Source organism: Streptomyces sp. SJL17-4, from assembly GCF_036826855.1.
GTDB lineage: Bacteria > Actinomycetota > Actinomycetes > Streptomycetales > Streptomycetaceae > Streptomyces.
In genome coordinates this window covers 3753757-3772437 of record NZ_CP104578.1, presented here as the reverse complement: position 1 = coordinate 3772437, position 18681 = coordinate 3753757, and the positions used below count along the sequence as shown (strand labels likewise).

At 73.1% G+C, this 18681-nt stretch carries 13 protein-coding genes; 6 read left to right on the top strand and 7 right to left on the bottom strand.

Annotated features, from left to right (window positions below; all coding sequences use genetic code 11):
• Positions 1 to 25: 25 nt before the first annotated feature.
• On the bottom strand, positions 26 to 952 hold the full coding sequence (locus N5875_RS16670; protein WP_318212348.1) for a cyclase family protein: 927 nt from the start codon (positions 950 to 952) through the stop codon (positions 26 to 28).
• A 100-nt stretch (positions 953 to 1052) separates the two neighbouring features.
• Between N5875_RS16670 and N5875_RS16665 the strand changes: the two genes are divergently transcribed.
• Positions 1053 to 2111 carry an SDR family NAD(P)-dependent oxidoreductase gene (locus N5875_RS16665; protein ID WP_338494525.1) on the top strand — a complete coding sequence of 353 codons (1059 nt, stop codon included), beginning with the start codon at positions 1053 to 1055 and terminating at the stop codon, positions 2109 to 2111.
• Positions 2108 to 3157: a Zn-dependent alcohol dehydrogenase gene (locus N5875_RS16660; RefSeq protein WP_338494524.1), complete on the top strand. Its 1050-nt coding sequence runs from the start codon at positions 2108 to 2110 to the stop codon at positions 3155 to 3157. Before N5875_RS16665 ends, N5875_RS16660 begins: the two co-directional genes overlap by 4 nt.
• Here the strand turns inward: N5875_RS16660 and N5875_RS16655 are convergent.
• Positions 3147 to 4190, bottom strand: a complete 1044-nt coding sequence (locus N5875_RS16655; protein ID WP_318212350.1) for a helix-turn-helix domain-containing protein — start codon at positions 4188 to 4190, stop codon at positions 3147 to 3149. The two genes, N5875_RS16660 and N5875_RS16655, sit on opposite strands and share 11 nt — an antisense overlap.
• A gap of 190 nt (positions 4191 to 4380) precedes the next feature.
• Between N5875_RS16655 and N5875_RS16650 the strand changes: the two genes are divergently transcribed.
• The 3 genes from N5875_RS16650 (at position 4381) to N5875_RS16640 (ending at position 7566) form a co-directional block, all read left to right on the top strand.
• Positions 4381 to 5589 (top strand): MFS transporter, encoded by a 1209-nt coding sequence (locus tag N5875_RS16650; RefSeq protein WP_318212414.1) that lies wholly within the window; start codon positions 4381 to 4383, stop codon positions 5587 to 5589.
• Between the two features lie 85 nt (positions 5590 to 5674).
• Positions 5675 to 7006: an MFS transporter gene (locus N5875_RS16645; protein ID WP_318212351.1), complete on the top strand. Its 1332-nt coding sequence runs from the start codon at positions 5675 to 5677 to the stop codon at positions 7004 to 7006.
• 23 nt (positions 7007 to 7029) lie between these two features.
• Positions 7030 to 7566 (top strand): hypothetical protein, encoded by a 537-nt coding sequence (locus N5875_RS16640; protein WP_338494523.1) that lies wholly within the window; start codon positions 7030 to 7032, stop codon positions 7564 to 7566.
• A 51-nt stretch (positions 7567 to 7617) separates the two neighbouring features.
• Here N5875_RS16640 and N5875_RS16635 read toward each other — a convergent pair whose 3' ends face one another.
• The 4 genes from N5875_RS16635 to N5875_RS16620 form a co-directional block, all read right to left on the bottom strand.
• Entirely contained in the window at positions 7618 to 8235 is a 618-nt protein-coding gene (locus tag N5875_RS16635) for a flavin reductase family protein (protein ID WP_338494522.1), read from the bottom strand.
• A 213-nt stretch (positions 8236 to 8448) separates the two neighbouring features.
• Complete coding sequence (locus N5875_RS16630) at positions 8449 to 12033, bottom strand: hypothetical protein (protein WP_338494520.1); 3585 nt, start codon at positions 12031 to 12033, stop codon at positions 8449 to 8451.
• 270 nt (positions 12034 to 12303) lie between these two features.
• Positions 12304 to 13089, bottom strand: a complete 786-nt coding sequence (locus N5875_RS16625) for an enoyl-CoA hydratase-related protein (protein WP_338494518.1) — start codon at positions 13087 to 13089, stop codon at positions 12304 to 12306.
• Between the two features lie 14 nt (positions 13090 to 13103).
• Positions 13104 to 15326 (bottom strand): acetate--CoA ligase family protein, encoded by a 2223-nt coding sequence (locus N5875_RS16620; RefSeq protein ID WP_318212356.1) that lies wholly within the window; start codon positions 15324 to 15326, stop codon positions 13104 to 13106.
• A gap of 245 nt (positions 15327 to 15571) precedes the next feature.
• On the opposite strand from N5875_RS16620, the gene N5875_RS16615 reads away from it, so the two are divergent.
• A complete protein-coding gene (locus N5875_RS16615; protein WP_338494515.1) occupies positions 15572 to 17260 on the top strand; it encodes an FG-GAP-like repeat-containing protein in 1689 nt (562 codons plus the stop codon).
• 188 nt (positions 17261 to 17448) lie between these two features.
• Here N5875_RS16615 and N5875_RS16610 read toward each other — a convergent pair whose 3' ends face one another.
• Positions 17449 to 18612 (bottom strand): NAD(P)/FAD-dependent oxidoreductase, encoded by a 1164-nt coding sequence (locus tag N5875_RS16610; RefSeq protein ID WP_338494513.1) that lies wholly within the window; start codon positions 18610 to 18612, stop codon positions 17449 to 17451.
• Positions 18613 to 18681: the final 69 nt, after the last annotated feature.

Genomic DNA, 18681 nt, shown 5'->3' with positions numbered 1-18681 from the left:
TCGCCGCCCGTCGCCGTACCGGCGCTCAGAGGATGGCGACCGGTGCCACCGGTGTGCCCGTACCGCCCACGAAGGGCTCGGGCATCGCGGAGAGCAGGAAGGCGTGGCGCCGCTCTTGTGCACAGGCTGTGGACAGAGCTTCCAGATTCCAGTTCTGCCCCTGGAGCATGCCCATCTCGACCAGGTCGAGGGCGTGCACGGGCAGCCACAGGTCCTCGATCTCCGGCGGGAAGATCTCGAAGGTGAGGGTGTCGTTGGCGACGGCCGCGACGTCCCGGGCGTGGAACCACTCCGGCGTACGGATCGAGAGCCCGGGTGACGGGAAGGCGTATCCGTGCCGGTCGCCGGCCAGGTACGACTGCATCTGACCCGTCCGTACGAGCACGATGTCGCCGGACCGTACGGTCACCCCGCCGAAGTCGGCGGCCTCGTCCAGGTCCTCGGGCGTGACGGCGTGGTCGCCCGGCAGCCGGTCCAGGCCCTTGGCGGCGGCCACGTCGAGCAGCACCCCCCGGCTCACCAGGTGGCGGGCCGTGTGGATGCCGCTGAACTCGGAGCGGCCGTGCGGGGTGATGGTGGCGGCGGGGCGGCCGTTGTAGAGGTGGCCCGAGTGGGAGACATGGGTCAGGGCGTCCCAGTGGGTGCCGGCCTGGAGGCCGAGGGTCACGGCGTCGTCGCTGGTGGCGACCGTGCCGGGGCCGAAGAGCTCCTGGTTGATCTGGACCATGACATGGAGCGGGTTGACCCGGCCGGGGATCATGCCGGTCTGGACGCCGTCCTGCTTGAGGTCGACGGCGAGCGGGACGCGATGGCCGGTGCGGACGGTGGCGACGGCCTCGCGCACGACCTCGTCCGTGACCAGGTTGAGGGTGCCGATCTCGTCGTCCTGGCCCCAACGGCCCCAGTTGTTGACGCGCTTGGCGATCTCGTGGAATGCGGCGGGCAGAGACATCGGGGCCTCCGGGGTCTTGTTTTCCGGTATCTGACGGACCGTAGAATCCTGACGACGAATGAATCTAACGGACCGTCAGAAACTGCGGGAGGGGCCGGACGTGGGGAACTTCTTGGCTGGCAAGGTCGTCGCCGTGACGGGCGCGGGACGGGGCATCGGCCGCGCCGTTGCCCTCGCGTGCGCGGCGGAGGGCGCGAAGGTCGTCGTCAACGACTACGGGGTGTCGATCGAGGGCGGCGAACCGACGTCGGAGGTCGCGCTGTCGGTGGTGAAGGAGATCGAGGCGGGCGGTGGGACGGCGGTCGCGGTCGCCGACGACATCTCGACGATGGCGGGCGGGCAGCGGGTCGTCGACGTCGCCCTCACGGAGTACGGGCGCCTGGACGGGGTCGTGTGCGTGGCGGGCATCCTGCGCGAGCGGATGCTCTTCAACATGTCCGAGGAGGAGTGGGACCCGGTCGTCGCGACGCATCTGAAGGGCACGTTCACGGTCTTCCGGGCGGCCTCGGCGATCATGCGGCGCCAGGGGGCCGGGACCCTGATCGGGTTCACCAGCGGCAACCACCAGGGCTCGGTGGCGCAGGCCAACTACTCGGCCGCCAAGGGCGGGATCATCTCCCTCGTACGGTCGGCGGCGCTCGGCCTCCACAAGTACGGGGTGACGGCGAACGCGGTGGCGCCGGTGGCACGGACCCGGATGTCGGCGAACGTCCCGATGGAACTGAAGGAGATCGGGGAGCCGGAGGACGTCGCGGCCCTCGTCGTCTACCTGCTCTCCGAGCGGGCCCGCGAGGAGAGGATCACCGGCCAGGTCTACACGATCGCGGGCCCGAAGATCGCGGTCTGGGCGCAGCCCAGGGAGCTGCGGGCGGGGTACGCGGAGGGCGGCGCCTGGACGCCGGAACGGATCGCGGACTTCCTGCCGGGGACGGTGGGGGTGGACCCGATGCCGATGCTGGCGCGCCTGGAGGAGATGGCCCGGGCGGCGGCGTCGGGCGACCGCCCGAACGCGGGCGCGGGCCCGGGTGCGGGCGCCCGTAGCGGTGCGGGCGCGGGCCCTGACGCGGGCCCCGGTGCGGGTACGGGCTCCAATGCAGGCGCGGGCGCCCGTACCGAGGCGAGCGCCCGTACCGACGCGAGCAAGGAGAACGGCTCATGAGGGGTGTGGTGTTCGACGGGAAGCAGGTCCAGGTCGTCGACGACCTGGAGGTACGGGACCCCGGGCCCGGTGAGGTGCTGGTGGGGATCGCGGCGGCCGGACTGTGCCACAGCGATCTGTCGGTCGTCGACGGGACCATCCCCTTCCCCCCTCCCGTCGTGCTCGGGCACGAGGGTGCCGGGGTCGTCGAGGCGGTCGGACCGGGCGTCACACACGTCGTCCCGGGCGACCACGTGGCCCTGTCGACCCTCGCGAACTGCGGGGCCTGCGCGGACTGCGACCGGGGGCGGCCCACCATGTGCCGGAAGGCCATCGGGATGCCGGGTCAGCCGTTCTCGCGGGGCGGGCGGCCGCTCTACCAGTTCGCCTCGAACTCCTCGTTCGCCGAGCGGACCGTCGTCAAGGCGGTCCAGGCGGTGAAGATCCCGCAGGACATCCCGCTGACCTCGGCGGCGCTGATGGGCTGCGGCGTCCTCACCGGCGTAGGGGCCGTCCTGAACCGGGCGAAGGTCGGGCGGGGCGAGACGGTCGTCGTCATCGGCACGGGCGGGATCGGGCTCAACGTCCTCCAGGGCGCGCGGATCGCGGGCGCGCTGACGATCGTGGCCGTGGACACGAACCCGGCGAAGGAGGCGGTGGCCCGGCAGTTCGGGGCGTGTCACTTCCTGACCTCCACCGACGGCGTACGGGAGCTCCTCCCCACCGGCGCCGACCACGTCTTCGAGTGCGTCGGGCACACCGGGCTCGTCCGGACCGCGATCGACCTCCTCGACCGGCACGGACAGGCGATCCTCCTCGGCATGACCGCGCCGAAGGCGGAGGCGAGCTTCCTGCCCGCCGCGATGTTCCTGGACAAGTCGATCCTGGGCTGCCGGTACGGCTCCTCCCGCCCGCAGCGCGACATCCCGCTCTACGCCGAGCTGTACCGCTCGGGCCGCCTCCTCCTCGACGAACTCGTCACCGCCACGTACCCGGTGGAGGAGTTCGCGAGAGCGGTGGAGGACGCGGAGGCGGGCAAGGTGGCCCGGGGGGTCCTCACGTTCTGAGACGGGGCGGCGAGAACGGGGCGGGCGCGGACCCGCCCGCGCCCGTGCCCGCGCCCGTGCGGAACGTCCGCCGGTAGGACGTCGGCGTCACCCCGATCGCGCTCATCAGGTGCACCCGCAGCGACTGCGCCGTGCCGAATCCGGCGTCCTGCGCGACCCGGTCGACGGGCAGGCCGGTGGACTCCAGGAGGTGCCGGGCGCGCTCGACCCGCTGCTGGGTGAGCCACTGGCCGGGGCTGATGCCCACCTCGTCGCGGAAGCGCCGGGTGAACGTCCGTACGCTCATCGCCTCCTTCTCGGCCAGGTCACGCAGCTGGATCGGCTCGTGGAGGTGGGCGAGCGCCCATGCCCGCGCGGTGGTCGTGGTGTGGGTGCCGGCCTCCGGCAGGGGCCGCTCGATGTACTGGGCCTGGCCGCCGTCCCGGTGCGGCGGTACGACGGTCCTGCGGGCCACGTCGTTGGCGACGGCCGTGCCGTGGTCGCGACGCACGATGTGCAGGCACAGGTCGATCCCGGCGGCCACGCCCGCCGAGGTGAGGACGTCGCCGTCGTCGACGAACAGCACGTCCGCGTCGACCCGTACGCGCGGGAAGAGCCGCTGGAAGTGCTCGGCCGAGGACCAGTGGGTGGTGGCCGGGCGCCCGTCGAGGTACCCGGCGGCGGCGAGCACGTACCCGCCGGTGCAGATGGATACCAGCCGGGTGCCCGGCCGGATGTGGGCGAGCGCGGCGGCCAGTTCGCCGGTGAGCCGGCCCTCGTCGTAGACCGGACCGAGCTCGTACGAGGCCGGTACGACGACGGTGTCGGCGGTGGCGAGGGCCTCCGGGCCGTGCTCGACGTGGATCGAGAAGTCCGCGTCCGTCGGCACCGGGCCCGCGGCCGTCGCACAGGTGACGATCTCGTACAGCGGGCGGCCCGTGATGTCCTTCGCACGGCCGAAGATGCGGTGCGGAATGCCCAGTTCGAAGGGGAGGAGGCCGGGCAGTGCGAGCACGGCGACGCGGTGCGGGGGCGGTTCGGACGACGGCGGCACGGGCGGTGCTCCCTCCGGTGATCGGTGATCGGTGACTGGTCACTGGTCACTGGTCACTGGTGATTGGTGATTCGTGAGCGGTGAGCGGTGATCGGTGATCGGTCGAAATTCAGTGGTGGTGTAGACCACCCGGTGATAGGTCTACCTCTCCGTGACGGACAACACGTACAAGTCTGAGGCCGCCGAGCGGATTCCCGCCCCGGCCGAGCCGCCCGCACTGTGGAACCGTAACTTCCGGCTCTTCTTCGTCGCCCGGGGCGTCGCCGTCTTCGGCGAGGGCATGGTCCCGGTCGCCTTCGCCGCCGGACTCCTCGGCGCGGGCCACTCCGGCGCCACCGTCGGCTACGCCCTCGGCGGCTGGACCGCCGCCTTCGCGCTCTTCGTCCTCTTCGGCGGTGTCCTCGCCGACCGCTTCACCGCCCGCCGCATGATGATCCTCGCGGATCTGCTGCGACTGCCCGGAGCGGCCGTCCTCGCCGTCGCCTTCACGCTCGGCGGCCCGCCCCTCTGGGCGGTCTACACCCTCTCCGTCCTCAGCGGCGTCGGCGCCGCCCTGTTCCAGCCGGGCGTCGCCTCCACCATCCCGCGCATCGCCCCGGACGTGCAGCGCGCCAACGCCGTCCTCCGGGTCGTCGAGGCACTCATGGTCATGGCGGGCCCGGCGGCGGCGGGTGTGCTCGTCGCCGTGTGGAACGCGGGCGCCGCCTTCGCCGTCAACGGCGCGACGTTCGCGGTCAGTGCCCTCTGCCTCACCCTGATGCGCATCGCCCCGATCCCGTCCGACTCCCTGCGGCGCGCTTCCCTCGGCGCCGAACTCGTCGGCGGGTGGAGGGAGTTCAGGGCGCGGAACTGGCTCTGGGGCGTCATTGCCATCTGGACCGTGTACGGGCTCACCGTGGCCGGCCCCATGGTGCCGCTCACCGCGAGCCTGGTCACCGAGGACCACGGCTCGGCCACGTACGGCGTGCTCATGGCGGTCAACGGAGCGGGCAGCGCCGTCGGCGGCCTGCTCGCCCTCCGGCTGCGCCCGCGCGCCCCCCTCGCGGCGGGCGCGGTCGCCCTCCTCGGCCTCCCCGTGAACCTCGCGCTGCTCGGCCTGGGCGCGCCCGTGGCGCTGCTCGGCACGGGCCAGTTCATCGGTGGCGCGGCCTTCGCCTTCTGGCTGGTGATGTGGTCGACGGCCGTCCAGACGCACGTACCGCAGGAGGCCCTGAACCGGATGCACGCGTACGACGTGGCCGGTTCGCTCCTGATGATGGGCGTCGGGCGGACCCTGTCGGGGCCGGTGGCGGCGGCGGTCGGCACGGAGGAGGTGCTGCTCGTGGGGGCGGGGATCGCGGTGCTCGTGGTGGGCGCGCTGCTCGCGGTGCGCCCGATCAGGACGCTGCCGAGGGTGTGAGTGGCGGCCTGGTCTTCAGTCGTGTGTCCCGATCCGTTCGAAAGCTGTCGTTCGGGCCAATGGCCGGAGGCGGGGGCGGGCCGGGATGCTCGGTGGCATGGCCCAGACAACCGGCAGCCCCGCCCGCACCCCCGACCGGCCCCCCGTCCGGCCCCCGGTCCGCACGCCCCGCGTCCACCGGGCGTGGTTCGTCGCGGCGGTCACCTTCGTCACGATCATCGGCGCGGCGGCGTTCGCGTCGCTCCCGGGCCTGCTGATCGAGCCGCTGCACGAGGAGTTCGACTGGTCGCGGGGCACGATCGGCTTCGCCGTCTCGGTGAATCTCGCCCTCTACGGCCTGACGGCCCCCTTCGCCGCCGCCCTCATGGACCGCTTCGGCATCCGCCGGATCGTGGCGGTGGCGCTGTCGGTCATCGCGCTGGGATCGGTGCTCACGGTGTGGATGACGACGGCCTGGCAGCTCGTCCTCTTCTGGGGTGTGCTCGTCGGGCTCGGCAGCGGCTCGATGGCCCTCGCGTTCGCGGCGACCGTCACCAACCGCTGGTTCACGGCCCGCCGGGGCCTGGTGACGGGCATCCTCACGGCGGCCGGCGCGTCCGGGCAGCTGGTGTTCCTGCCGCTGCTGTCCTGGCTGGTCGAGCACCACGGCTGGCGCCCGGCGGCCGTGACCGTGTCGCTCGCCGCCCTCGCGGTGGTCCCGTTCGTATGGCTGCTGCTCCGGGACCATCCGGCGGACGTCGGGCTTGCCCCGTACGGCGGGGAGTACGCCGAGAAGCCGGCGCCCGTGACGGGCGCGGCCCGCCGGGCGGTCACGGTGCTGTTCAAGGCGGCCCGCACGGGGCCGTTCTGGCTCCTGGCGGGCACGTTCGCGATCTGTGGGGCGTCGACGAACGGCCTGGTGAAGACCCACTTCGTGCCGGCGGCCCACGACCACGGGATGCCGGTGACGACGGCGGCCGGGCTGCTCGCGGTGATCGGCGTGTTCGACGTCGTCGGCACGATCGCCTCGGGCTGGTTCACCGACCGCTTCGAGGCCCGCCGGCTCCTCGCGGTCTACTACGCGCTCCGTGGTGTCTCGCTGCTCTTCCTGCCGCTGCTCCTCGCACCGGCCGTGCACCCGCCGATGCTGTTCTTCATCGTCTTCTACGGCCTGGACTGGGTCGCCACGGTCCCGCCGACGATCGCCCTGTGCCGCGAGCACTACGGCGAGGACTCGGCGATCGTCTTCGGCTGGGTCCTCGCCTCCCACCAGGTGGGCGCGGCGGTCGTCGCCTTCGCCGGTGGTGTGGCACGGGACGTCTTCGGCCGGTACGACGTCGTCTGGTACGCCTCGGGCGCGCTGTGCGCGGCGGCGGCCCTGATGGCCCTGGTGATCCGCCGACCCCGGACGGAGACGGTGTCCCTGGCAGGAGCATGATGGCCGGCAGGGGGTGATCGCGCATGGGCGAGCGTGAGGTGCGCGAGCGGGGCTCGAACGAGTGCGGCGAGGGGCGTACGTACGGCCGGATGCTCTGGGCCTCGGTGCTCGCGCTGGCCCTGGAGGGGGCCATCGCCCTGATCCTGCTCGTGCTGTTCGGGGACGCCGGGCAGCCGGAGCCGGGCGAGGAGCGTCTCAGCGCGCTGACCCTGCTCGCGCTTCCGTTCCTCGCGGTGGTCGGGCTGCTCCCGGCGTTCGCGGTCTCCGTCGCGCTCGTGCTGCCGATCGTGCTTCTCGGCGAGGCCCTGACACGCCGGTGGGGCGGGCGTCCGACCGGCTGGCAGCTGCTCCTGTCGACCGCTGCCGGGGCCCTGCTGTGGCCGCTCGCGGGCGGGCCGGGCTGGCTGGTGGCCGCGGTGTGCCTGGCCGTGGCGGTGCTCGTCACGCGTCACGCGCGGCGGGGGTACTTCGTGGCGCTGCTGGTGTGGGGGACGGCCGCGGTGCTGACCGTGTTCCTGCTCGGCGGCGCGGGCCTGCACGCGGGCGTGATCGACGCCTGAGACCGGGCCCCGGCCCCGGCCCCGGGATCGGGATCGGCCCCGGGATCGGGACTACGAGCTCAGCCGCCCGAACTTCCCCCGGTGGAACAGCAACGGCGACGGATCACCGTCCTCCTCCTCGGCCCCCAGCGACTCCACCCGCCCCACCACGATCAGATGGTCGCCCCCGGTGTGCACGGCGGTGATCGCGCAGTCGATCCAGGCGGGCGCGTCGGCGAGTCGGGGGGAGCCCGTGACCGGGGCCGGGGTCCAGTCGACGCCCGCGAACTTGTCCGCCCCGCTGACCGCGAACGACCGGCACAGCGGGCCCTGGTCGGCCCCGAGGATGTTGACGCAGAAGGTGCCCGCGCCCGCGATCCGGGGCCAGGTCGTCGACGTACGGGCGACCATGAAGGCGACCAGGGGCGGGTCGAGGGAGAGGGAGGCGAAGGACTGGCAGGCGAACCCGGCCGGCCCTTCCGCGTCGAGCGCGGTCACGATCGTGACCCCGCTCGCGAAGTGACCGAGGACGCGGCGGAATTCGGCCGGGTCGACGGGTGGTCGCTCGTCCTCCCGTACCGCGCGCAGTACCGGCCGGGGCAGTGGTTCCACGGCCGTCGGCGAACCGGCCGCTCTCAGGTGTCGGACGACGGTGGCCGCCATCCCCGCGTGTCCCATCACACCGCCCATTGAAGCTGACGGTTCGTCAGATAGGAACCCCCGGGAGCCCCGCACACGGAAGCCCCGCACACGGAGCCCCCGCACACGGAAGCCCCGCACACGGAGCCCCGCACACGGAAGCCCCGCACACGGAGCCCCCGCACACGGCGGCCCCCGCACGCGAGAGCCCCCGGGGCGACGGACCGACCGCCGCCCCGGGGGCTCCTTCGTACCGCGAGGGGATCAGCCGGCGACGGCCGCCGTCGCCCGGGTCCAGGCGACACCCGAGGCGTGCCCGGTCCGGTGGGCGGTCACCTTGACGGTGATCCGGGTCCCCCGCTGGGCCGCGGTCAGCGTGAACGTCGTCTTCGTCGCCCCGGTGATGGCCCGCCCGTTCGCGTACCACTGGTACGCGTACGAGGTCGGCGCCGGAGTCCACGTGCCCCGGTTCAGGCTGAGCGTCCGCCCGACCCTGACCGTGCCGGTGGTGTAGGGCGCCGTGGTCGCCTTCGGCGCGTACCCGTACGCGGAGGTGTACCCGACGGTCGTGTACGCCCCGCTCAGGTGCCCGGTGCGGTGGGCCGTCACGGTCACCGAGAGCTTCTTCCCGGCGACGGCGCCGCCGATGACGTACGTCGACCCGGTCGCGCCGGAGATCGCCACGCCGTTCGCCCGCCACTGGTAGGCGTACGAGGTCGGCGCGGGCGACCAGGTGCCGACCACGGCCGTCATCCTGTTGCCCACGCGCGTGGAGCCGGAGACGTACGGCAGCTTGGTGGGCTTGGGTGCGACGCCCTTGACGACCAGGGCGGAACTCGTCGCCGTGACCAGCGGATGACCGGCCTTCCGGGCCGTCACCGCCAGGGAGAGCTGCTTGCCCTGGAGCGTGGCGGGGATCGTGTACGTGGAGGCCGTGGCCCCAGCGATCGCGACCCCGTTGGCCCGCCACTGGTACGCGTACGACTCGGCCGTCGGCGTCCAGGTCCCGGCCTTCGCCGTCACCTTGCCGCCGACGACGACGGTGCCGGTGATGCCGGGGGCGGCGGTGGCGCGGATGGGGGCGACGACGGTGACCCTGCCGCGCGCGTACGTGTAGCCGTCGTGGGTGACCACGTTCAGGTTCAGCGCGGTGCGCGGCGCGCTCGTCAGGTCCAGAGCGACGCTCATGCTCCGCCGGTCGGGAGCGACGGAGACCGTCGTCGACCGGGCGCGGAAGCTGCCACCGGACACCTCGACGACGTCCTTCTCGTGCAGCGCCGCACCGGTGACCGTCATCGTGATCCTCCCGGCGCCGACGGTGCCGGGGCTCACGGCGGTGACGGTCCGGGTCACGGTGCCGCAGGTGGGCGAGCAGACCGCCGAGGCACGCACCTCGGTGGGCGCCTGCGGGGGAACCGACGGCAGCCCGATCAGGAGGGTGGTCGGCCGGGCCACGTACTCGTAGCTCTCGCCGGGCACCTGGCAGTCGTAGTACCCGCGCCAGCTCCCGTAGCAGAGATCCGAGCGGGCCGCGCCGTACAGCCGGGGCGTGGGCGACTTGCGGAGCTCCTGCACGGGGGCGAACGAGAGCTTCAGTACGTCGTTCGTCGCGGTCGGCAGCACCGCGCAGAGCGTGGACCTCTGCTCGGACAGCGTGCCGACGAGCGGCCCGAAGCCGTACGTGACGTCCGGGATCCGTACGCACTCCGGCGCGGGCCCGGTGGCCGTGCCGATGCGGACGGCGTCGAGGCGGTAGGCGGGGGTGGTGGCGCCACCGGACCCGACCTCGACGATCGCCTGGTAGCCCGTGGAGCCGGAGACGGCGCAGCCGGCGCCGAAGTCCTCACACGCGGCTCTGCCCTGCGCGTCGTAGACCCCGTGTCCGGTCGCGTGCCCCGCCGTCGTGTACCGGGCGTCGAGGTGCAGGGTGTCCCGCGCGTCCGTCGTGGTCACCCGGTGGCACACGAGGGTGCCGTCCTCGGCCAGGGCGCCGGAGACCGACGGGGCGCCGACCTTCGCGGCCGGGGTGGCGACACAGCCGCGCGCGGTGGCGGTGACGTCCCGGCGGACCAGCGTGTGCTCGACGGGTGTGCCGCCGAGGCTGCCGGAGACGAGGACCGTGTGCGAGAGTCCGGGCGCCAGAGCGCAGTCCTCCTGGTTGGCGCCGCAGACCCTCCTGCCGGTCTCGTCGAGCACGCTGAAGCCGAGGGAGTGGAGGCTCTCGACCCTGATCAGCTCGCGAGTGGAGTGGTCGGCCGCCGGAATCGTCAGACAGTCGCCGAAGACGCCGTCGCCGGTCCGCACGGTGACCCGGGCCGGATGCGCGGTGAAGTCGCCCGCCGGGAAGGTGCGGCAGTCGCTGGCCACGTCCGTGCGGTGGACGGTGAGACCGTAGCCGCCGGTGGCCTCGCCCTGGTGTCCGCTCTTCACCAGAGCGCTGTAGGGGGCGGTGCCGTTGAGGGCGCAGGTGCCCGAGGACAGCGACTCCTCGGTCCAGCAGAGCAGGGCGCCGGTGGCGTCGATCACCGAGATGTCGGGCTTCACGCCGTTTTCCTCGGGGGCCGTCAGGATGGCCACCCGGGAGCCCTGAGGCGCCGGCAGGTTCACGCAGTCGACCTCGGCGGGCGCGCCGATCCCGGCCCGGTGGGGCTGCCCGAGCGGTACGTTCTCGCAGCCCTCGGCGGCGGACCTCCAGTCGAGGATCCGCACGGCCTGGTCGGTGATCAGGGTGTACGTGATGCCCGCGACGAGCTGGCAGGAGGTCACGTACTCGCAGATACGGCCGCCGGGCGCGTACACCGTGAGCGAGCCGCTGACGCCGGACGGCTGGATCGCCCGTACCTCGTACCGGCCGGTCGTGGCCGGAGTGAACGTCTTGCACTCGGTCGGCGGCGAGACCTGCGTCGGCGCCGTGCCGTAGGCGTTCACGCCCACGGTCGCGCAGCCCACGGGGTGGGAGACCTGCCGGACCTTCAGGGTGTACGGGACGGGGTAGGAGCCGGCCGAGGGGTTGAGGTGCGCGAGGACGCGGTATTCGCCGGTCCCCGCGGGCAGCACGCAGTCGTAGCCGACACTGCAGAGCCGCTTGCCCGTGCCGTCGGTGACCCACGCGTCGACGTTGGCGGGCGAGCCCGCCTGGGGCCGGAGCTCCGTGGTGATCAGCTCGCCCGGCGCGGAGGTGAAGGAGTGGCAGAGCAGGCCGACTTCGTTGGCGGTGCCGGTCGTCGGGGCCGTACCGAAGCCGCTGTCGGCGGGGTCCGGGCAGCCGGGGCCCGCCATCAGCGGGACGACGGCGAGCCGGGTGTCGGAGAGGCGGTAGCCGGAGGTGGCGAGGCCGAGCGTGTATGTGCCGGCGGCCAGCTCGCAGGGGCTCATGTCCAGCGAAAAACAGGCGACCCGCGTTCCGCCGGAGGAGAACGAGAGGGAGGGGACACCACCGGCCACGAGCACCCGGTGCAGCCCCGGCTTCTCCACGGTGACCGTGAAGCAGAGGGTGCTGTTCGGCTCCATCGTGACCCGTCGCATCGCGTCGCCCGGGTCGCCCAGCGGGGCGAGCGGCAGGACGGGGCAGGGGTCGGCGGTGGGCTCCGTGCTGGGCGTCGGCTCGACGGTGGGTTCCGTGGAATCCGTCGGGTTCGGCGTCGGCTCGGCGGTCGGTTCCGTGGAATCCGTCGGGTTCGGCGTCGGCTCGGCGGTCGGTTCCGCGGGTTCCGTCGGGTTCGGCGACGGATCGACGGTCGGCGTCGGCGTCGGCTCGGGCGGCGGGTCCGTCGTCGCGGACGGCTCGGGCGCGGGTTCCGTCGGGTCCGGCTGCGGTGTCGCCGGGTCCTGGGCCGGAGCCGCGCTCACCGGAGCCGTCGGCACCGGCGTCGCCGCCAGGGCCGTGCCCGCAGGGAGCAGCGGGCTCAGGAGCGCCGTCAGCAGCGCCGGGACGAGCAGAAGTGACGTACGGGATCTTCCAGATCTATCGGATCTACCAGATCTACGGGATCTACCGGATCTTCCAGATCCTTCGGATCCATCGCGCGAGCGCGCGGAGTTGGGCATTCCGTTCCCCCCGGAGCGGCAGTGTGTGGCATATGCGCGACACACGATAGGGCTCCGGTACGACAGCCTCCGCTACCGCCCCCCGTACCGCGCCTCCCGCCGCTCCACGAAGCTCGCCACCCCCTCCTTCGCGTCCCTCGTCGTCATGTTGATCTCCTGCGCCGCCGCCTCCGCCGCGAAGGCGGCGCCACGGTCCCCATCCAGCGACGCGTTCACCAGCTGCTTCGTCAGCGCCAGGGCCCGCGTCGGGCCCTGGGCCAGGCGTTCCGCCCACTCCCGGGCCGTCTTCGGCAGCTCCTCCGCCGGGACCACCCGGTTCACCAGGCCCAGCTCACGCGCCTCCGCCGCCGACACCGCGTCCCCGAAGAACATCAGCTCCTTCGCCCGCTGCGGCCCGATCAGCCGGGGGAGGAGATACGCCCCGCCGCCGTCCGGAACCAGGCCCCGCCGTACGAACACCTCGATGAAGCGCGCCGAGTCCGCCGCGAGCACCAGGTCGCAGGCGAAGGCGAGGTGCGCGCCGATCCCCGCCGCCGTCCCGTTCACCGCCGCGATCACCGGCTTCTCGCAGTCCAGTACGGCTCCGATGAAGCGCTGCGCCCCGCGCCGGATCGTGCGCGCCACGTCCCCGGGGACGGTCTCCGGGACGGCCGGCGCGCCCCGCAGGTCCGCCCCCGCGCAGAAGCCCCGGCCCGTCGCCGTCACCACCACCGCCCGGACGTCCGGGTCCGCGGAGGCCTCGTCGAGCAGGGCCATGATGCGTTCCCGCTGGTCCCAGGTGACCGCGTTCATCGCCTCGGGGCGGTTGAGGGTGATCCACGAGACGCCGTTCTCGACGGCGTGCAGCACATCGGACATGAAGCCTGATCTCCTCAGCGGCAGACCGCGAGCGCGTCCAGGGCCACGGCCCCTTGCCCGCGCGGCAGCACCATCAGCGGGTTGATGTCGAGCTCGGCGAGGTCGCCGTCGAGTTCCAGGGCCATCCGCTGGACCCGCAGCACCACCTCGACGAGCGCGTCCACGTCGGCCGGCGGAGCCCCCCGTACCCCGTCGAGCAGGGCCCGGCCGCGCAGTTCGGCGAGCATCGACCGCGCCTCGTACTCCCCGAAGGGCGGGACCCGTACGGCCGTGTCGTCGAGGACCTCCACCAGGACCCCGCCGAGCCCGACCGTCACCGTCGGGCCGAACAGCTCGTCGCGGGTCACGCCCACCACCATCTCGACGCCGCGCCCGACCATCTGGCAGACGAGGATCCCGTCGAGGTCGATCGACTCGAAGCGGGCGATGTCGGTGAGTTCGCGGTAGGCGTCCCTGACCTGGCTCGCGGAGGTCAGCCCGACCTTCACGAGGCCCAGTTCGGTCTTGTGGGCGAGCTGCGCGCCCGAGGCCTTCATGACGACCGGGTAGCCGACGAGCCCGGCGGCCCGGACGGCCGCCGCCGCGCTGGTGACGAGCTGCTCGCGCGGCACCCGTATCCCGTAGGCCCGCAGGAGCTGCTTCGCCGCGTGCTCGCTGAGCCGCCGGCCGGGCCGCATGAGGGCCTGGGCCTTGCGGAGGGAGGGGGAGGGGGTGCGGGGGGCCTCGTCGAAGGGGGAGCGGTAGGCGGTGGTGAAGCGGTGGTGGTCGAGGTAGGCCTTCACGGCCCCGATGCAGTTGGCGAACGTACGGAAGGTGGCGACGCGCGAGGAGCCGAGCAGGGTCGTGCGGTAGGCGTCCTCCGTACCGACCGGGGACCCCCACACCACGCACACCAGCTTGTCCGTAGCCTCCGCCGCGTCGACCAGGTCCTGGGCGAGCTTGTCGCTCATGGGCGGGAACGGCCCGGTGATCGGACAGATCAGCACGCCCACCGACGGGTCGGCGAGGATCGCGTCGATGATCTTCCGGCCGCGCCAGTCGCCCACCGGGTGACCACCGTTGTCGACGGGGTTGGCGACGCTCAGGTACTCCGGGATCCACTGGTGGAGTTCGTCCTGCCTGGCCTGCGGCAGGGTGGGCAGCCGGAGGCCCGCCTCGGTGGCCAGGTCGGCGAAGTGGGCGCCCGTACCGCCGGAGATGGAGTAGACGACGACGCCGTCGGCCTGCGGGCGGCGGGCGCGGGCGAGCAGGGTCGCGGTGTCCTGGAGCTGGTCGAGCCCGTCGACCCGGATCACCCCGAACTGGCGCATGGCCGCGTCGACGACCTGGTCGGCGCCGGTGAGCTTGCCGGTGTGGGAGGCGGCCGTACGGGCCCCGGTCTCGGTGCGGCCGACCTTCACGGCGACGACGGGGACGCCGTGGCGGGCGGCCCGGTCGGCGGCGAGGAGGAAGGAACGGCCGTCCTTGAGGCCCTCGACGTAACAGGCGATCGCGCCGACCTCGGGCCGTCCGGCGAAGTACGAGATGAAGTCGGAGGTCTCCAGGTCGGCCTCGTTGCCGGTGGGCGCCCAGTGGGAGAGGCGGACGCCGAGCTCCTGGAGGGTGAAGACGGGCCGCCCCTGGTGGCCGGACTGGGTGATGAGGGCGACGGCGGGGCCTTCGAGGTCCTCGCGGAAGCGCTCGAAGGCGTTGAGGTTGGTGTTGGGGCCGAGGAGGCGGAGTCCGGAGCGGCGTACGGCGGTGGCGAGACGTTCCTGCGCGGCGGCCCCGGCCTCGCCGGTCTCGGCGAAGCCGGAGGCGAAGGCGACCGCGAACTTCACCTTGGTCCGGGCGAGTTCCTCGATGACGGGGAGCGGGTCGGCGACGAGGAGGACGGCCAGGTCGACGGGTTCGGTGAGCGCGCCGACGGAGGGCACGCAGTCGATCCCGAAGACGGTCCTACGGGTCGGGTGCACGGGCACGAGCCGGGCGCCGACCCGCTCGGACCAGGCGAGCAGCTGCCGGGTGATCCCGGTGTTGGGCCGGCCCTCGGCGTCGGAGGCACCGACGACGGCGACGGACTCGGGCCGGAAGAACCGGTCGAGGTCGGGCACGGCGGCGTGCAGCGGGCGCCCGCTGACGTCCTGGTCGCCGGGGGCGGCGGCGACGCCGTGCACGGCGGTGCGGGGCGACTCCCCGCAGGCGACCACGCGGGCGCGGAGATCGGTGGTGAAGGTGCCGTGAGTCGATCCAAGCATGTGTTCCGCCCGCCCTTCACCCATCCGTATACAGCTGACGCCCAGTCAGATTACAGAACTGACGGCCAGTCAGGAATAGGTGTGAGGGTGCGGCTGTGCGGCGGTGGGTGTGCGAGAGGGGCGGCTGTGCGGCCGGCAGAACGGATACCGCGACGGCGTACAACCCTTCGACAGGGCGGACCGTCGTACTCCCGGACGACGTGACCGACCGCGTCCGACGACATCCGTTCGTTCTGGGGGACCACTTGACCCGTTCCACCCGCATCCGGGGGCGCCGCCGCGCCCTCGGATCCGCCCTGGCCGTCCTCGCCTCCTCCGCCGCGCTCACCGCGGTCACGACGGCACCGGCCCAGGCCGCCGGGAGTGCGCCGAAGCCCCGCGTGGTCTTCACCGAGTACAAGGACGTCGACGGCGTCCGCCACAGCACCATCGTCACGGTCAACGCCGACGGCACCGACCGGCGCACACTCGTACCCAGCGGCCCGGGCCTGACGAGGGCCCAGATCAGCGGCGTCACCTACTCGCCCGACGGCCTGCGCATCGCCTTCATCAACAACGACGGCTACGGCGACATCTGGGTCGCCGACGCCGACGGCCGCAACGCGCGCCCCGTCCGCATGGACATCGATGAGCCGGACGGCTGGCTCACCGGCCTCGACTGGACCCCTGACGGCAAACAGCTCTACCTGAGCTTCGGTGTCAAGCCGGGCCACGACCGCCTGCGCATCATGCGGGTCAACCTCGACGGCACCGGCCTCGGCTACGTCTTCGCCTCCCCCGAGCGGACCTGGGACGGTCAGGTCGACGTGGCCTGGGACGGGCGCATCACCTTCCTGCGCGGCAGCACCGTCCAGATCTGGGACCCGCGTGTGGGCGGCGCCCCGAAGCTCGTCACCTACGGCCTGCACCCGACGTTCTCGCCGAACGCCGAGCGGATCACCTTCGCGGCCTATGTCGACGGCGCGGTGGACGTCCGCGCCCGCGTCCTGAGCAGCGGCAGCGAGTACTCCCTCTCCAAGGGGAAGAACGTCATGTTCCCCGAGTGGTCCCCGGACGGCTCCCAGGTCGCGTACATCTCCGGGGGCACGGAGCAGCAGGCGACCGTCAGCAGCGCCACCGCTCCCGGCAGCACCCCCAAGATCCTCTCGGCCCCCGACACCACCGCCTCCGACCTCTCCTGGGTCACCCCGCGCGGCTGGAACCCCCACGGCACCTTCCGCCGCGACTACACCGGCGACGGCCGCGCCGACGTCCTGGCCCTGGACGGCGAGGGCGTCCTCTGGCGCTACGACGGCAACGGAACGGGCGCCCTCAAGCCCCGGGTGAAGATCGGCTGGGGCTGGAAGGGCTACCGCCTCACCGCCGCCGGAGACCTCAACGCCGACGGCCGCCCCGACGCCCTCGCACAGGACGCCGCCGGCGTCCTCTGGCGGCTCGACGGGACAGCGGACGGCCGTTTCGCGGCGAAGGTGAAGATCGGCACCGGCTGGAAGGATCTCAGGCTCACCGGAGTGGGCGACCTGACGGGCGACGGCTTCCCGGACGTCCTGGCCACCGACCCCTCGGGCGCCCTCTGGCAGTACGCGGGCAACGGCCGCGGCGGCCTGCAGACCCGCCAGAAGACCGGCCACGGCTACACCGGCTACCGCCTGACGGGCGTCGGCGCGGTCACGGCGGGCGGCTACCAGAGCTACCTCGGGCAGACCCCGGCCGGGGACCTCTACCGCTACGAGCGGGGCGCCCGATCCAAGATCGGCCAGGGCTGGAAGACCCTGCACCTGACGGGTGCGGGCGACCTGACGGGCGACGGCGTGCCCGACACCATCGCCACCGACACCGCCGGCGCCCTGTGGCGCTACGACGGCGACGGCAAGGGCGGCCTGAAGTCCCGGGTGCAGATCGGCCGGGGCTGGAAGGGCATCACCACGTTCTGATCCCGTCCCCGGGACCAGTGGGGGGCCGCCGCCGGTGTGTCTGGGTGAGGTCACGGCGCGATCCGGCGGGCGATCTGGCGCACGATCCCCGTCGGGTCACCGCGCGATCTGGCGGGCGATCTGGCGCACGATTCCCGTCGGGTCACCGCGCGATCCGGCGGGCGATCAGCCGCACGATCCCCGTCGGGTCACCGCGCCTTCCGCCGAGAGATCCGCCGGGCGATCTTCTCCGCGTCGATCGCCAGCTCGCGGAACATCCCGCTGATCGGGTTCGTGAACCCCGTGAAGTACAGCCCCGGCGCCCCGGACGGGCAGCGCGCCCCGTGCACCACCGGATGCCCGCGCCCGTCGAGCACGTCCAGATGCCCGACGAGCGACTCCAGGGCGCGCCGGTAGCCGGTCGCCGCGATCACCGCGTCCGGGGTGATCCGGGTGCCGTCCGCGAGGAGCACCTCGCCGTCCTCGAAGGCCTCCACGGCCGCGACGACCTCGACCTTCCCCGCCCGCACCGCGTCGACCAGGCCCACGTCCTGCACCGGAATCGCACCCTCGCGCTGGCGTGTGGCGAGGCCCTTGTCGGGCCGGGGGAGCCCGTACGCCGAGAGGTCCGGCGTCCCGACCCGGGCCGCGAGGGCGCCCAGCCGGTCGACGAGACCGGTCGGCAGGCGGCGGACCAGGATGCCGGAGCGCTGCGCGGGCCAGCCGGCGGTGGTGCGCTTCACGATGTGCGGGACGGTCCGCACGGCGAGCCGCACCCGGCCGGCTCCGCCGTCGGCGAGGTCGGCGGCGATCTCGGCACCGGTGTTGCCGATGCCGACGACGAGGACGTCCTTCCCGGCGTACGGCTCCGGGTTGCGGTAGGTCCGGGCGTGGTCGAGCCGGCCCTTGTACGCGTCGCGGCCGGGCCAGTCGGGCAGGCGCGGGGTGTGGTTGTAGCCGGTGGCCACGACGACCGCCCGCCCGGTGAGCCGGCGCCCGCCGGTCGCGTGCAGGACCCAGTCGGCCCCGGCCCGGTCGATACGGAAGACCTCGACGCCCGTCACGATCTCCAGCTCGTGCTTCTCCGCGTATTTCTCCAGGTAGCGCACCACGTCCGCGCGGGCGACCCAGCGTCCGAAGGAGCGGGGTATCGCGAGTCCGGGGAGGGCGGAGAGCCGCCGGGTGGTGTGCAGCCGCAGCCGGTCGTAGTGGGCGCGCCATGAGGCGCCGACGGCGTCGGACTTCTCCAGGACGACCGCCCGGACGCCCCGCGCGCGCAGGGCGGCGGCGACGGCGAGCCCGCCGGGGCCCGCGCCGATGACGTACACGGGGTGGTCAGCCTGTGAAGAGAGTGCAAGGGGGGTGGTGGCCATGAAGGCTGAGCGTAATGACGTGTACACGCTGTGGGTCTCGGTCAAGAGGGATTTCGGTTGCGAATCGGT

Bases quoted from the DNA above. Each gene is read 5' to 3' on its own strand.
- N5875_RS16670 (WP_318212348.1), bottom strand. From the start codon at position 952: ATGTCTCTGCCCGCCGCATTCCACGAGATCGCCAAGCGCGTCAACAAC.
- N5875_RS16660 (WP_338494524.1), top strand. From the start codon at position 2,108: ATGAGGGGTGTGGTGTTCGACGGGAAGCAGGTCCAGGTCGTCGACGAC.
- N5875_RS16645 (WP_318212351.1), top strand. From the start codon at position 5,675: ATGCTCGGTGGCATGGCCCAGACAACCGGCAGCCCCGCCCGCACCCCC.
- N5875_RS16640 (WP_338494523.1), top strand. From the start codon at position 7,030: ATGGGCGAGCGTGAGGTGCGCGAGCGGGGCTCGAACGAGTGCGGCGAG.
- N5875_RS16635 (WP_338494522.1), bottom strand. From the start codon at position 8,235: ATGGGCGGTGTGATGGGACACGCGGGGATGGCGGCCACCGTCGTCCGA.
- N5875_RS16625 (WP_338494518.1), bottom strand. From the start codon at position 13,089: ATGTCCGATGTGCTGCACGCCGTCGAGAACGGCGTCTCGTGGATCACC.
- N5875_RS16620 (WP_318212356.1), bottom strand. From the start codon at position 15,326: ATGCTTGGATCGACTCACGGCACCTTCACCACCGATCTCCGCGCCCGC.
- N5875_RS16610 (WP_338494513.1), bottom strand. From the start codon at position 18,612: ATGGCCACCACCCCCCTTGCACTCTCTTCACAGGCTGACCACCCCGTG.